11 protein-coding genes are annotated in these 14,740 nt (G+C 64.0%); 6 read left to right on the top strand and 5 right to left on the bottom strand.

What is annotated here, in order from left to right; translation table 11 throughout:
* The first annotated feature begins 262 nt into the window (after window positions 1-262).
* Window positions 263-1,153, top strand: coding sequence for an aldose 1-epimerase family protein (locus ABIB73_RS34635; RefSeq protein ID WP_354231638.1), 891 nt, complete (start codon window positions 263-265; stop codon window positions 1,151-1,153).
* A 6-nt stretch (window positions 1,154-1,159) separates the two neighbouring features.
* Here ABIB73_RS34635 and ABIB73_RS34630 read toward each other — a convergent pair whose 3' ends face one another.
* Window positions 1,160-2,338: an acyltransferase family protein gene (locus tag ABIB73_RS34630; RefSeq protein WP_354231636.1), complete on the bottom strand. Its 1,179-nt coding sequence runs from the start codon at window positions 2,336-2,338 to the stop codon at window positions 1,160-1,162.
* Window positions 2,339-2,629: 291 nt separating this feature from the next.
* On the opposite strand from ABIB73_RS34630, the gene ABIB73_RS34625 reads away from it, so the two are divergent.
* Window positions 2,630-3,445, top strand: a complete 816-nt coding sequence (locus ABIB73_RS34625; protein WP_354231634.1) for a response regulator — start codon at window positions 2,630-2,632, stop codon at window positions 3,443-3,445.
* 46 nt (window positions 3,446-3,491) lie between these two features.
* On the opposite strand, the gene ABIB73_RS34620 is transcribed toward ABIB73_RS34625, so the two are convergent.
* On the bottom strand, window positions 3,492-4,631 hold the full coding sequence (locus ABIB73_RS34620) for an alpha/beta hydrolase family protein (RefSeq protein ID WP_354231632.1): 1,140 nt from the start codon (window positions 4,629-4,631) through the stop codon (window positions 3,492-3,494).
* A 320-nt stretch (window positions 4,632-4,951) separates the two neighbouring features.
* Here ABIB73_RS34620 and pgm point away from each other — a divergent pair, with 320 nt between their 5' ends.
* From pgm to ABIB73_RS34600, 4 genes are all read left to right on the top strand, one after another.
* The gene (gene pgm / locus ABIB73_RS34615) at window positions 4,952-6,598 is read left to right on the top strand and encodes a phosphoglucomutase (alpha-D-glucose-1,6-bisphosphate-dependent) (protein ID WP_354231630.1); all 1,647 of its coding nucleotides are present in this window, start codon (window positions 4,952-4,954) and stop codon (window positions 6,596-6,598) included.
* Window positions 6,599-6,890: 292 nt separating this feature from the next.
* Entirely contained in the window at window positions 6,891-7,940 is a 1,050-nt protein-coding gene (locus ABIB73_RS34610) for an aromatic ring-hydroxylating dioxygenase subunit alpha (RefSeq protein ID WP_354231628.1), read from the top strand.
* 5 nt (window positions 7,941-7,945) lie between these two features.
* Window positions 7,946-8,698: a GntR family transcriptional regulator gene (locus ABIB73_RS34605; RefSeq protein ID WP_354231626.1), complete on the top strand. Its 753-nt coding sequence runs from the start codon at window positions 7,946-7,948 to the stop codon at window positions 8,696-8,698.
* Between the two features lie 11 nt (window positions 8,699-8,709).
* Window positions 8,710-9,690, top strand: a complete 981-nt coding sequence (locus ABIB73_RS34600) for a PDR/VanB family oxidoreductase (RefSeq protein ID WP_354231624.1) — start codon at window positions 8,710-8,712, stop codon at window positions 9,688-9,690.
* 223 nt (window positions 9,691-9,913) lie between these two features.
* On the opposite strand, the gene ABIB73_RS34595 is transcribed toward ABIB73_RS34600, so the two are convergent.
* The 3 genes from ABIB73_RS34595 to ABIB73_RS34585 form a co-directional block, all read right to left on the bottom strand.
* Window positions 9,914-11,188 (bottom strand): vanadium-dependent haloperoxidase, encoded by a 1,275-nt coding sequence (locus tag ABIB73_RS34595; RefSeq protein WP_354231622.1) that lies wholly within the window; start codon window positions 11,186-11,188, stop codon window positions 9,914-9,916.
* Window positions 11,189-11,272: 84 nt separating this feature from the next.
* On the bottom strand, window positions 11,273-12,430 hold the full coding sequence (locus tag ABIB73_RS34590) for a helix-turn-helix transcriptional regulator (protein ID WP_354231620.1): 1,158 nt from the start codon (window positions 12,428-12,430) through the stop codon (window positions 11,273-11,275).
* A gap of 326 nt (window positions 12,431-12,756) precedes the next feature.
* Window positions 12,757-14,718 (bottom strand): putative bifunctional diguanylate cyclase/phosphodiesterase, encoded by a 1,962-nt coding sequence (locus ABIB73_RS34585; RefSeq protein ID WP_354231618.1) that lies wholly within the window; start codon window positions 14,716-14,718, stop codon window positions 12,757-12,759.
* Between the last annotated feature and the right edge of the window lie 22 nt (window positions 14,719-14,740).

Here is a 14,740-nt window from a genome sequence, read left to right as displayed (position 1 = left end):
AAGGCGACCATGGCCCAGCCCGTCATTGTCGACCTCCGCAATATCTACCGTCCCGAAGAAATGGCCGCCGCCGGCTTCGTCTATGAGAGCGTCGGCCGGTCGTCTCAGGCCTACACGGCAGCAACGGAGAGCTGAACTTTCACGGCCTTGTCGTCCGCCTGATCCCGAGGCGGGCGAAATGATCTCCGATGCGATATGATCCGATCGCATGAGGCGGCTCGCGCTTTGGCCTGTCAGCCCCGCTGCCGCTATGGAGACGGTCATGACCGACGACACCCACACGATCCGGACGGGCGAGCTCACCGCGACGATCAAGGCGCACGGGGCCGAACTGTGCTCGCTGAAGGATGCTGCCGGCGTCGAATTCATCTGGCAGGCGGGGCCGGCCTGGCCGCGCCACGCGCCGCTGCTGTTTCCGATCGTCGGCCGTCTCGCCGATGACGAATTGCGGCACCGGGGCAAGACGTACCGGATGACCCAGCACGGCTTTGCGCGCGACAGCCGCTTTGCGTGGACAGAGCGCGGAGAGCACAGCTGCGCGCTGGCGCTCGAGGACAGTGAGGCAACGCGCGCGCTCTACCCGTTCGCGTTCCGGCTGGTTGTGACCTACATGCTCGACGAAGCCGGGCTCGACGTGGTCCTGACGATCGTCAACACCGGCGAGGAGACCTTGCCGGCGTCGCTCGGTGGCCATCCCGCCTTCAACTGGCCGCTTCAGGCCGGAGCGTCGAAGGAGGGCCATGCGCTGAGCTTTGCGAACGAGGAATCATTTCCGGTTCGTCGTCTCGACGGCGGGCTATTGCGTGCTGCCACGGAGCCGAGCCCCGTCAAAGGCACGGTGCTTCCTTTGTCCGAATCCCTGTTCAGCGACGACGCCGTCATCTTCGATCGCATCAATAGCAATTCAGTCCGTTACGCGGCGGGGCAGGGTGCTTCCACCGGCCCTTGGCTGAAGATGTCCTGGCGCGGTTTTCGCGAGCTGGGCGTCTGGTCAAAACCGTCGGGCGCGCCGTTCCTCTGCATCGAGCCCTGGCGCGGCTATGCCAGCCCCGCCGGCTTTGCCGGTGAATTCAGCGACAAGCCGGGCCTGATGCATATCGCAGTCGGCGCGGAAGAAGAGTTGTCGTACCGGATCGAGGTCGGGTCGTCCTGAGGCCGTTCAAGCGCCGGCGCTGCGGCCGTTCAGAGCAATGTTCGCCGTCGCCACGGTCTCCGCGCGGGACGCGGATTTGGCCGTCGAGGCGGTCAGGCGGTGCGCGAGATCCTGCGCGCGCCGCTCGACCAGATGCCAGGTCGCGCGTGCGACGAGATAGCTCAGCGCCGCGGTGACGACATAAGCGATGAGCAGCGAGACCAGTCCGTCCGTTAGCGGCCAGATCTGCCGCAGGCCATAGATCACCGCGAAGTGCGACAGATACATCGAATAGGAGTTGCGGCCGAGCGCCTCGAGCGGCCACCAGCGGATCGCAAGTCGGATGCAACCGGCGACACCCGCGCCGAGGACGAGGTTGATCACGAGATAGTGGAATTCATGCGAGCCGGTCGCGCGGTCGGCAACGAAGGACAGCGCGATGAAGCCGGCGAAGATCGTGGCGTCCGACTTCGCAAAGCCGTCACGCAGCGAAAAGAACAGCGCGCAGCCGACCAGGAAGATCGGCAGCTGGTTCAGGAAGCTGATGTGCAGCGCGTTCCAGACGAAGGCTTCGTTGCCGGGCCCGTAATAGGCCGAGAACAGCGCGACGGCCCACGGCTTGAACAGGCAGACATTGACGAGATGCAGCACGATCGCCAGCGCGAGATAGAGATGGCGGCGCGATCCGAACGCCGTGATCACGAACGGGAAGACGAGATAGAAAATCATCTCCGCGGCGATCGACCAGTCGCCCGGCACCACGCTGTTGACGCTGTCCGGCCAGAAGCCGTGCAGGAACGTCGCGGTCAAGATCACTTGAAGCGGCCCGATGCCATCAGGTGCGTTGGTACTCGGCCCGGTGCCGTTGACGACGAGGTAGAGCGGGATCGCCAGCCAGAACAGCGGCGCGATGCGCAGGAAGCGGCGGATGTAGAACTTGCGGATCGGGTTCGCTTCCGATGTGCGCTGCGTCCACATCAGGCACATCGTCATGGCGCTGACGAAGTAGAACACGTTGACGCCGACCCAGCCGCAGACGAACGTGAAATCGACGGCATGGATATTTGATGGGAAAGATTGTGAGACGTGGATCGCCATCACGCCGGCGATGGCGAGGCCGCGCAGGAAATCGAGCGTGTGCGAACGGCCGAAGGGCGTTGCGCCTTCGTTGGTCCGACCGGCAGCCAACCGGGCCTGCCCCTGCATCACGCCTGCTCCGTGGTCTCGCGTTTGCGATGTGGGAAGCATAGAGGCGCGGCCGGCCAAACCGAAGCCGAAGCCTTTCTTTACGTTAACCAGCGGTTGAATCCGGAACCGGACAAACGGGATTGGCGGTGCGAGGGCGCCCGGGCGAGCAATGCACCCCATATAATGACGCGCCCAGTGAGAAATGTGGGGCAATTCATACTTAATGTTTCAAGACCATGACCAATATTGTTTGGGCAGCATAACAAGCCCATTATTCCCAGCAGGCAATTTCGGGGGCTCGAATTAGCCGTGAATGTTCGTTCACAGGGCAGCGCATTGCGCGGCGACCTGAATTTCCAGGTCGGATCGCAGGCACACAGGACATCCAACATCGTGGCTGATTCCGCACTTCGGGAATTGCGTCCGGCCGGGCGCGAGCGGCTGATTGTCGTCGAGGACGATCCGGTGACGCGGACGATGCTGGTCGGCTATTTCAGCGAGAACAATTTTGACGTGGTCGGCGCCGGCTCCTGCGCGGAATGCCGCCGGGCGCTGCGCGGGCGTGCCGATCTGGTCTTTCTCGACCTGCAATTGCCCGACGGCGACGGTTTCGAGCTCGCCAAGGAGATCCAGGCCACCAGCAATGCGGGCATCATCTTCGTAACCCGCCGCGACACCGACGTCGAGCGCATCCTCGGCCTCGAGATCGCCGGCGACCACTATGTCACCAAGCCGATCAACCTGCGCGACCTGCTCGCGCGTGCGCGCAGCGTGCTGCGGCGGCGCTCGATCGATCGCAAGGCGGCGCGCAGCCACAATTCGATCGCCTTCGGCGACTGGATCATCGACCTGACGCGGCGCGAACTGCTCGGCAGCGACGGCAGGCCGGTGGCATTGACGCGCGCCGAATTCGACCTGCTCGCGGCGCTCGTCGGTGCCGACGGCCGCCCGCTCAGCCGCGACTATCTGATAGAGGTCGTCAGCAACCGCCAGGCCGAGGTCGACATCCGCACGGTCGATGCGCTGGTGGCGCGGTTGCGCCGCACGCTCGTCGGCAGCGGCACGCCTGTCATCGCGACCGTTACCGGCGTCGGCTACAAGCTCGCACCCAGCGAGCGCCTTTAATCCAAAGTCCAACCTGCCGGCGCGACATCGCGCGCCGCGTTCGTACCTATCGCGCGCGCGTGCTCTGATCCGTGGACGTCTGTCGCGCCGCGCCGGCCAGCCGGTCGTCGACCGCATAGAGCGTGCAGGTGGGCGACCATTTCATGCAGGCCGCGAGCGAATCGCGTTGCGCGTCATCGGTCGTATTGCGCCCCGAACGCCAGCCGTAACCGCCATTGGACGACACTGCAAAGGCCTTGTGCGGCATGGTGCTCGCGAGATAGCGCGTGAATTCGGCGCGCGCTGCCTCGTTGAACAGGCTCGGCGGCGGCAGCGGATCGGGCGGGCTCAGGATGTCGTGGCCGAGGGAGCGCTCGCGCAGGAAGGCGTCGACGAACGGCGTCCATTGCGGGCGGCCCACCACCGAATAGAGATAATGGCCGTCGTCGCCGTAAGGCGGCGCCGCGATGAACTTTGCGTTGCCGCCGCTGCCGCGAAACCCGTCATAGAGGCGGCGCGCCAGATCGGGGCCGAAGAACATATCGTTGGTGGCATAGACCCACAGCATCGGCACGCGCGAGGTCTTGCCGAAACTGGCGAAGGCCCGCGCCAGCCCATCGGGATTACAGACGTCGTCATCGTCGCGCGAGCCGCGGCCGCCGGCAAAGCTGATCGCGGCGACGAGGCCCGCCGGTGCCTGCGCGGTCAGCGCAACGGTGGCGAGCCCGCCGGCGGAATGGCCGGCCGCGATCATGCCTGATGTGGTGACGTCGGCCCGGCGTGCCATCGCATCGATCGCGGCGCGAAGGTCTGCGACCGCAACGGCTGCCGCCGGCAAATAGGCGGCGTTGGCGCAACCGCCGACGCTGTCGACGCGTCCGCCGGGCGAGCAGCCATAGCCGCGCCGCATCACGATCAGCGCGGCAAAGCCGCGCCGGGCGTATTCGAGCGCGATGCCGTAATATTTGTGGGCCGACATCGTCGCGCGGTCGTCAAAGTCGCGCGGCGAGCCGTGGCTGAGCAGCGCGAGCGGATAGCGCTTCGTCCCGGCCGGACGGACCAGGAACGCCTCCAGCCCCTGCGGCCCGGCCTCCGCCATCGGAATGCGCAGATCCTCGGTGTAGAATTCGGCGGCCATGGCATGGGATGCGCCGGCCATGATGAGGCCAGCGATCAGCAGAAGCAGGAGCCTGCGCGAAAGAGCCATGAGCCGATTCGTATAACCTCGATGGCGCGAACCATAGCACGCGCGCGACAACCTCTAGCGTCGTCCCGGCAAAGGCCGGGACCCATAACCACAGGCTTGTGTTGTGACACGCGATGCAGGTTATCGAGTCTTCGCCAAACTGCTTCCTGGGGCTATGGGTCCGGGCCTTCGCCGGGACGACACCTGAGTATGTGGCACCGCGCGACCGCGTCATCGCCCAAGGAACAGCCGCCCCGTCGCGCGTGTTGTGCTCTTGGCGGGAGCCCGGCCGATGCTATGGTATCCCGCAATCTCTGTACGACAGGACGAGGATATTCCCAGTGGCTGATGTCAATCCCGCGGCGGGCAAATTGGTCTCGCCGGACGCGCTCGCCAACATTCCGCGGCTGGTGACGGCCTATTTCGCGGGCAAGCTGGACGCGGCGGACCCGGCGGAGCGGGTGGCGTTCGGCACGTCGGGCCATCGCGGCACCTCGCTGAAGAATTCCTTCAACGAAGGTCACATCCTTGCGACCACGCAGGCAATTTGTGACTACAGACGAGAAAAGGGGCTGACCGGGCCGCTCTTCATCGGCATCGACACCCATGCACTGGCCGAGCCCGCGCTCGTCAGCGCTGTCGAGGTGTTCGCGGCCAACGGCGTCGATGTCATGATCGACAAGGACGGCGGCTACACGCCGACGCCGGTGATCTCGCACGCCATTCTGACCTACAACAAGGGCCGCACCTCGGGCCTCGCCGATGGCGTCGTCGTCACGCCCTCGCACAATCCGCCGGAGGATGGCGGCTATAAGTATAACCCGCCGCATGGCGGGCCGGCCGATACCGACGCGACCTCCGTGATCGAGAAGCGCGCCAACGCCTATCTCGCCGATGGCCTCAAGGGCGTCGCGCGCATGGACTATGCCAAGGCGAAGAAATCCGCGAACGTCCACGCCTACGACTTCATCACGCCCTACGTTGCCGATCTCGGCAACGTCGTCGATCTCGATCTGGTCAAATCCGCCGGCATCAATATCGGCATCGATCCGCTCGGCGGCGCGGCCGTGCATTACTGGCATCCGATCATCGAGCGTTACGGCCTGAAGGCCACGGTCGTGAACGAGGCGATCGACCCGACCTTCCGCTTCATGACGGTGGACTGGGACGGCAAGATCCGCATGGACTGCTCGTCGCCTTACGCGATGGCGAGCCTGATCGCGATGCGCGACCGCTTCGACGTCGCATTCGCCAACGACACCGACGCCGACCGCCATGGCATCGTGACGCGCACCAATGGTCTGATGAATCCGAACCATTATCTGGCGACCGCGATCGCCTATCTGTTCGCGCACCGGCCGAACTGGGGCAAGGATGCCGCGATCGGCAAGACCGTGGTGTCGAGCTCGATCATCGACCGTGTCGCCAAGAAGCTCGGCCGCAAGCTGGTCGAAACGCCGGTCGGCTTCAAATGGTTCGTCGATGGACTCGTCAGCGGCAGCTTCGGCTTCGGCGGCGAGGAGAGTGCGGGGGCCTCGTTCCTGCGCCGCGACGGCACGGTGTGGACCACCGACAAGGACGGCATCATCCTCGGCCTGCTCGCCGCCGAGATCATGGCCAAGACCGGCCGCGATCCGAGCCAGCTCTTCAACGATCTCACCACCGAGCTCGGCGTGCCCCATTATGCCCGCATCGACGTCGCGGCGACCACGCCGCAGAAGAACATCCTGAAATCCGTCACGCCCGAACAACTCGGCCTGAAGGACCTCGCCGGCGATCCCGTCCGCGCCACGCTGAGCAAGGCGCCCGGCAATGGGCAGCCCTTCGGCGGCATCAAGGTCGAGACCGATTTCGGCTGGTTCGCGGCGCGCCCCTCAGGCACCGAGGACGTCTACAAGATCTACGCGGAGAGCTTTCGCAGCACCGAGCACCTGAAGCGAATTCAGGAAGAAGCACAGGCTGGGTTGAAGAAGGTGTTTGGGGCGTAACGGCGGGCTCCGGCGCCTCTGACCCTCCCCCGGGTCGCTGCGCATGCACCGAAGCGGAATGCGCAGCGGGGTGGGGTGACGATCTCTCCCCAACGAACGCTGCCCGAGTGGAGAGATCACCCCACCCCGGCGCTTCGCGCCGACCCTCCCCCTCCAGGGGAGGTTAAGTTGCGATACGATGTATACATCAAACCAGAAGAAGGTATTTTAGTAAGCAAAACTTGGCCTTGAACGATTCCGTTCCCCCACTATTGTATACATAACGTATTCATAAGCCTTGGGAGATCGCCCGGTGACAAAGCCCTTCCCCATGAACGCCTGGTACGCCGCCGCTTGGGACGCCGAGGTGAAGCCGGCGCTGATGCCGCGGACGATCTGCGGCAAGCACGTGGTGATGTACCGCAAGGCCGACGGCTCGGTGACCGCGCTGGAAGACGCCTGCTGGCATCGCCTGGTGCCGCTGTCGAAGGGCCGGCTCGAAGGCGACACCGTCGTCTGCGGCTATCACGGCCTGAAATACAATGCGCAGGGGCGCTGCACCTTCATGCCCTCGCAGGAGACCATCAACCCGTCGGCCTGCGTCCGCGCCTATCCCGTGGTCGAGCGTCACCGCTACATCTGGCTCTGGATGGGCGATCCCGCGCTGGCCGATCCCGCGCTCGTACCCGACATGCATTGGAATCACGATCCGGCCTGGGCCGGCGACGGCAAGACCATCCGCGTCAACTGCGACTACCGCCTCGTGCTCGACAACCTCATGGATCTCACCCACGAGACCTTCGTGCACGGCTCCTCCATCGGTAACGATGCGGTCGCCGAAGCGCCGTTCGACGTCACCCATGGCGAGAAGACGGTGACGGTGACGCGCTGGATGCGCGGCATCGAGGCGCCGCCGTTCTGGGCGAAACAACTCGGCAAGTCCGGCCTTGTCGACCGCTGGCAGATCATCCGCTTCGAGGCTCCCTGCACCATCGCGATCGACGTCGGCGTGGCGCCGACCGGCACCGGCGCGCCGGAAGGCGACCGCTCGCAGGGCGTCAACGGCTTTGTGCTCAACACCATCACGCCGGAGACCGACAAGACCTGCCATTATTTCTGGGCCTTCGTCCGCAACTATCAGCTCGGCGAGCAGCGCATCACCACCGAGATCCGCGACGGCGTCTCGGGCATCTTCCACGAGGACGAGCTGATCCTGGAAGCGCAGCAGCGCGCGATGGACGAGAATCCCGATCGCATCTTCTACAACCTCAATATCGACGCCGGCGCGATGTGGACGCGCAAGCTGATCGACAAGATGGTGGCGAAGGAAAACCCGCCGCAGCACCTTCAGGCCGCGGAGTAGCTGATATGGCCGAGCGCGAGGTCGACCGCTCCGTTTCGCAGACGGTGAAGGCGCAGCTTGCGTTGCGCGACCAGATCCTGTCGGGCGCGTTGCGGCCCGGCGAGCGCATCTCCGAGCTTCAGGCGGTGGAAACCACCGGTGCCTCGCGCACCCCGGTGCGCATGGCGCTGGTGCGGCTGGAAGAGGAGGGGCTCTTGGAGGCGATCCCCTCCGGCGGCTTCATGGTCAAGGCGTTATCCGAGCGCGACATTTCCGATTCCATCGAGCTGCGCGGCACGCTGGAAGGGCTGGCCGCGCGTTTCGCAGCCGAGCGCGGCGTCTCCGCGCGCGAGCTTGAGCCGCTGAAGGAATGTCTCGCGGCGATCGACGAATTGCTGCGCCAGGTGCCGATCTCGGTCGATGCGTTCTCGTCCTATGTTGCGCTGAACGCGCGCTTCCACGCGCTGCTCACCGAGTTGTCGCGCAGCCCGCCACTGATCCGGCAGATCGACCGCGCCTCCGCGCTGCCGTTCGCCTCGCCCAGCGGCTTTGTGATGGCGCAGTCGGCGCTGCCCGAGGCCCAACAAATCTTGATCATCGGGCAGGAGCATCATCGCGTCGTGATCGACGCGATCGAGAACCGCGAGGGCGCGCGCGCCGAGGCCGTGATGCGCGAGCATGCGCGGCTCGCCGTGCGCAATCTGCGGCTCGCGCTGCGCAACCGGACCCATCTCGACCTCCTGCCGGCGCTCGCGCTGATCAAGACCGCAACCGATTGAGGGCAGTCACCATGCGCTTCATCGAAACCTGGATTCCGGCGACACTCGTCTCGACGCGCGACCTCGCGCCCGGCATCCGCGAATTCCTGATCCTGCCGGATCAGTTCGACGGTGCCGCCTATCCGGTCGGCAGCCACATCAATGTCAGCGTGACCATCGACGGCTTGCCCGAGACGCGGTCCTATTCGCTGGTCGGCGAGGCCTCGTCGCGGGGTTTAAGGATCGCGGTGCGCCGCGCCGAGGATTCGCGTGGCGGCTCGCGCTACATGTGGCAGCTGACGCCGGGCGCGCGGCTCGACATCACGCGGCCGTCGTCGCTGCTTGCGGTCGACTGGACGCGTGAAAATTATTACCTGATCGCCGGTGGTATCGGCATCACCCCGATCCTTGGCGCCGCGCAGGCACTGGCGCGGCGTGGCGCAAACGTCACGCTGCACTATGCCGTTCGTTCGCGCGCAGATGCTGCCTATCTCGACGATCTCGCTGCTGTGCTCGGCGACCGCCTGGTCGTCCATGCGAGCGACGAAGGCCGGCGGCTCGATCTCGATGCCCTGTTCGCGTCGATGCCCAGGGATGCGCTGGCGCTGTTCTGCGGCCCGATGCGGATGCTCGATGCCGCGCGCCACGGCTGGATCGGCGCCGGTCATCCGCTCCCCGATCTCCGCTACGAGACCTTTGGCTCCAGCGGCACGCTGCCGACCGAGACCTTTCGCGTGCGCCTGAAGGGCTCCAATGTCGAGCTCGAAATTCCGCGCGAGCGCTCGATGCTGGACGTGCTCAATGCGAGCGGCCATGACGTGATGTACGATTGCAAGCGCGGCGAATGCGGCCTCTGCGCCATCGACGTCGTCGATGTCGACGGCGAGATCGACCATCGCGACGTCTTCTTCAGCGACCATCAGAAGAGAAGCAACCAGAAGATCTGCGCCTGCGTCTCCCGCGCCCGCGGCACCATCACCGTGGACACGCTGCTCCGGGCGGATGCGGTCTGACGGGGTTCATGGCGTGTGCTCACACGTCAGCCGGCGAAGGCATGCCCTGTCCGCTCTGCCTCGGGAGCGGACGGGTTCAGTTCACTTTAGCGGGTCGGCTAGGCGCCAACGGCGGAAGTGACAAGTTCTATTCGATCACCTCGTCTGCGCGCGAGAAACGACGCCGGGGCGTCTACGACATTGACGTCAGCGGCACCAAGGCTCGTATCCGGCGCGGCAACAATCATTGTGAATTTGTCCCAACTGGCTGCATCACATTTTTCACAACGTAGTCGCCAATCTGGTATCCCATCTCCGTCCCCGCCCGGGTCGAGAAGCGATAATGGAAGCCGGCCCAAATACGCGCATTGGCGACTTCTTCGGTGTAAGCCGTCATGTCAGTGAAGCGGTGGGTAACGCCGGGTGCTGTCGGGCTTGTCATCGCGATTTCGGGGATCAGAGTGCTTCCGAGTGCCGCCTTGATCACACCTGCGACGGTCCCGCTCAGTATGCAATGCGCGCACGGATATTCGGGATGCATCGGTGTGCTGGCGATCGGCTGCCAGGTTGCCTCACCATCGGTTGCGGTGTTTCCATCGATATCGCCGTTGCGAATTGCCGTGATGGGGCGCCAGAAGTTGTAATTGTACTTGGCGTCTAATACGGCGATGAAGGCGTCGTTGAGCCCAAGCGCCACGAACGCCATAAAGCGCGCGCTGTCGATGACACTCATCTGCTTTGCAGTCACGAGCTGGCGTACGAAGGGATGGTAGGCGACCGGTGCACCGATAAGCCAGAACCGGGCGGTCTCGGTCTGCCGGGCCGTCCGTTTCGCGCTGTGTTGCCCGCCATAGTCTTTGATCTCGTTATAGTCAGTTGCCCATTCATTGCTGTCCAGCGCGATCGGTGGCTTTGGCCTGAACTGGGATGCCTTGGCTATGGCGAACGGCTTCATGTCGGGCCACATCGAGTTGATGGTGATCGCCGTTGGAACATAGACGCCGGGAGAGGTGCGCGGCCGATAAGCATCGGGTGCATCACAGCCATCGTCCGTCCGCGCCTCGATGACCTTTGCAGCGACTGCCTCGCCGAGCCTGACGCCTGCCAATTTTGAAGAACCGTCGGGAATCGTCGTGAGGTAAGTCGCGAGGGCGGCTTTCATTTCGCTCGCCGTTTTTCCATCGATGGTACCCAGGACCGCGGCAGCTGCAGCCGCGGCCGCCGCTTCCTTCGACGTTGCAGGGTCGGCAGGCAACTGCACCAAATACGGGCGATAACGTCGTTCGATCGAATTGACCGCGTCGAACATCGCAGCGTGGACCATGGCCATGAATCGCTCCGCCATGTATGGCGTGGTGTTACCAAGGCTTGCCATCGGCGCAACGACGACGACGGCTTTCTCGTCCCAATCGGTGATAACGTTGGCCATCGCCGGGGCGGCCACACAGAGTCCAAGGCAGGCTCCAATCGCCGCGGCTGAGGCCCAGCGCCTCATCATGTAGGCTAGTGAACTGACCATGTTTATCCTCCATCACAGGCACTGTGCCTTGCGGGTCTTGCGCGCGATGGCTGGCGGTTGCGTCCTCCGATCGGAGGATGCCGATCACGGTTCTGCGACCGAGGTGGTTGAGCCCCGGAGCGGACTTGCAAAACCCGCCACGAGCTTGACGAGATCAGCCTGGCGGCCGGTGCCGGTCTTCTGGAAAATGCGACCGAGGTGCGTCTTAATCGTTGTCTCCGCGATGCCGAGGGCCTCGGCGACCTCGGGGACGCCGCCTACCTCGACGATGGCCAGTAGCACCCGCAATTCTGCTGCTGTTAACTTGTAGCTCTTGGCTATCACCTCAGGCGGAGAGGGAGCCTCCAATGCTGCCTTGTGCACGAACAGTGCAGCAACAGCCCGATAGTTTGTTCCTGTGCGACGGCGCGCTCCCGATGTGAGTGGTAGCACGTTCGCGACGTAATGCTCGCCATCGCGCGCCGTGAGCGGTAGCGCGATGGCCTTGATACCAACCGCCGCATCTCCAGTGCCCGCCGCAAGAAATACGTCGTGCAATGCTTGCTCAGCGCTGGCGTCATGGGCACCCAGCTTCTGCCCAACCGCATGCAGCAGTGCCCCGTCGGCCAGCAGAGCGTGGCCACTGGCATTGGCATGGACGATGCGCCCCTGAGCATCAATGAGGAACATGCCGTCGCGGATGCCATCAAGTGCGTCAGCAAAACTCGCGGCTTCCGCCTTTTTAAGCCTGATAACATTGCTAATGAGTACCGCACGGCGAATATGCGGCACGATCAGTCGCATCCGTTGGCGCGCCTCCTCGTCAACCAGGCCATCGCGTTCGTGGCGGAATACCACGAACATGGCGGCCGTCGTCGCTGATCTGTCGAGCACCGCATTTAGCGAATCGACGATCCCCTGTGGCCGCGACCACTCCTTGTAAAAGCGCGTCTGGAGAAATTCGTCGTAGGCCATGACATCGGGAACGTGGGTCGGTTCCCCGACTTTGGCGAAGAAGTAACCTGGTAAGGTTGGATCAAGCTTTGCGTAGTTTTCAAGGTAAAGGCGCACGTAACGAGGTTCGAGACCAAATTGATAAGCAGCGGACGCTGCCCTGCTGACGGCATCCCTTGAATAAATCGAGGCGGCTGGACCGCCGACAAACTTTGCTGCTTTCTCAAGCACGCCGATCCACAATACTGGGTCGAGGGCGGCATCATAGATGTCACCTATTAAAGCTGACAGGCGCTCGGTCTCGCGCACAGGCCTACCTCGATTTAGGTCCCAGTTGCTTACGTAAAGCGAGCCGACGGCCGAGTTTAAGGCCCCGGTCAATACAGTAATGCTCCCATCGAACTGAAATGTCAGTCGTCTCCTGGCTCCTTGGCGCCACTCTCAGCAATGGAGGGCTCTTTGATTTCGTGAACGCAAAGTGAGGGCCTGCCATCAACTTCGACGTTGCGAAGGCGCCGATAAGCGAAAGTCGTTGAAGGCCGCTTTCATTGCCGACGAGATTACGGGTCAAAAGGGGGGCCTGCGTAGGTCTGCTTCACCTTTAGAAGCAGACCCCCATACTTGCGAATATACGCCTACGCGGCGTAGGTCGCCCGATGCTTTCTCGGGCCGACCATCGAAAGAACCTGCTCGGCCGACACCGGGCGCCCGATCAGATAGCCCTGCACTTCGTCGCATTGGATCTGGCGCAGATATTCGAGCTGGCCGGCGGTCTCGACGCCTTCGGCGACAACGCCGATGCGCAAGTCGCGCGCCAGCCCAATCACTGATTTCACGATCGCGGCGCAGTCCGGTTGCACCAGCATGTCGCGGATGAAGGACTGGTCGATCTTGATGCGGCTGAACGGCAGCTTGCGCAGGTAAGTGAGCGAGGAGAAGCCCGTTCCAAAATCGTCGAGCGCCACCGTGACTCCGAGCTGCAGCAGCGCATTGAGGACCGATGCGGCCGAGCCGTATTTCGACAGCAGCATCGATTCCGTGATCTCGATCTCGAGCCGGTGTGGTGCGATCCTGGCATCGGCCAGCGCCTGCACGACGATCTGGAGGATGCCGTTGTTGTGAAACTGCGCCGCGGAGAAATTCACGGCGACGCGGATGTCCTCCGGCCAGTCTGCTAGCGTCGCGCAAGCGCGCCGGATCACCCATTCGCCGATCTCGTGGATCAGCCCGGTCTCCTCGGCGATCCCAATGAATTCGCTCGGCGGCACCAGTCCGCGCGAGGGATGCTGCCAGCGCAGCAGCGCTTCGAACCCGGTGATGCGGTTGTCGTCGAGATCGAGGAACGGCTGGAACATCAGGAACAGCTCGTCCCTGGCGATCGCGCCTTCCAGGTCCGTTTGCAGCGCCTTGCGATCGCGCGACGCCTTGTCGTCGGCTTCCTCGAAGAAGCACACCGCCCCCGGTCCGGCCTTCTTGGCGCGATAGAGCGCCGTGTCGGCGTTCTTCATGATGTCGAGCGGCGTGTTGCAGTCGCGCGGCGCCAGCACGATGCCGACGCTGGTTGCACCGACGATCTCGCAGCCCTCGATCAGGAACGGTTCAGTGAAGGCTGCGACGAAGCGCTCGGCGATTTCCAGCGCATCTTCCGGCCGCGCCAGATTGGCCATCACCAGCGCAAATTCGTCGCCGCCGATACGCGCGACATGCTCGGCCGCGCGGGTGCAGCGTTGCAGGCGGCTTGCGGCCTGGACCAGGAATTCGTCGCCGGCGGGATGGCCGAACTTGTCGTTGACCTCCTTGAAGCGGTCGAGGTCGAGCAGCAGCACCGCGAACTCCTCGCCGGACAAGGCGAGGCGCTTGAGCGCGGCATCGAGCGTCTCGTTGAAGGCGACGCGGTTGGGCAGCTGGGTCAGAGCATCCTGCCGGACCGTGCGCTCCGCTTCGATCTGCCGGATCACGCGCCGCGCGAATGCGAACGAATTGACGAACACACCCCGCAGCAGCACGCTGCCGTAGACCACCACCAGGAAGGCAATCAGCAGAAAGGCCAGGTCGCCGTTTCTGCCGAGGCAGATCGCGATGCCGACGAAGATGGGGGCCGTGAACGCGATGGCCGCGATCGGGATTGTGGCGAAGGCAAGCGCACCGCCCGCCAGCATTCCCGAACAGAGGCAGGTGATGACAAGCTGGCCGCCGGTCGACGCATTCGCGAAGAACGCGACCGGGACGATGCCCCAGGCGGTGCCGAGGACGACAGCGTTGCGTACCAGCCGGTGCATGGCGCGGCGCGACACGAATTGTGGTTTGGTGATCCGGCGCGAAGCGTGGGATTGCAGGCCGAACACGATCGCGCCGCTCGCAACGGCAGTCGCCCAGATCAAGGCAAGCTTCCAATCAGGCGACTGCCACAGCGCGATGGCGAGCACCGTGGCATTGCAGGCATTGGCCAGCATGATGCCGACTGAATAGCCGAGCACCAGCGACATCTGTTCAGCGCGGATATGGCCGGCGACGGCTTCGTCGGTTGCGGGTCCGCCAAAGACGGACAGATCGCCGGCGAACAGCCGCGCGAAATAGCTGGTCAGTTGAGTCCGCATTCCAGAGCCTGCAGGATGGGCC

Origin of the sequence: Bradyrhizobium sp. F1.4.3, from assembly GCF_040548375.1 — a bacterium.
Lineage (GTDB): Bacteria > Pseudomonadota > Alphaproteobacteria > Rhizobiales > Xanthobacteraceae > Bradyrhizobium.
Note: the sequence above shows the minus strand (reverse complement) of the source record. Positions and strands in the feature narration are given on the sequence as shown.

What these genes read in the sequence shown, in the direction of transcription:
- ABIB73_RS34635 (WP_354231638.1), top strand. Translation starts at nt 263, where the DNA reads ATGACCGACGACACCCACACGATCCGGACGGGCGAGCTCACCGCGACG.
- ABIB73_RS34630 (WP_354231636.1), bottom strand. Translation starts at nt 2,338, where the DNA reads ATGCAGGGGCAGGCCCGGTTGGCTGCCGGTCGGACCAACGAAGGCGCA.
- ABIB73_RS34620 (WP_354231632.1), bottom strand. Translation starts at nt 4,631, where the DNA reads ATGGCTCTTTCGCGCAGGCTCCTGCTTCTGCTGATCGCTGGCCTCATC.
- ABIB73_RS34605 (WP_354231626.1), top strand. Translation starts at nt 7,946, where the DNA reads ATGGCCGAGCGCGAGGTCGACCGCTCCGTTTCGCAGACGGTGAAGGCG.
- ABIB73_RS34600 (WP_354231624.1), top strand. Translation starts at nt 8,710, where the DNA reads ATGCGCTTCATCGAAACCTGGATTCCGGCGACACTCGTCTCGACGCGC.
- ABIB73_RS34595 (WP_354231622.1), bottom strand. Translation starts at nt 11,188, where the DNA reads ATGGTCAGTTCACTAGCCTACATGATGAGGCGCTGGGCCTCAGCCGCG.
- ABIB73_RS34585 (WP_354231618.1), bottom strand. Translation starts at nt 14,718, where the DNA reads ATGCGGACTCAACTGACCAGCTATTTCGCGCGGCTGTTCGCCGGCGAT.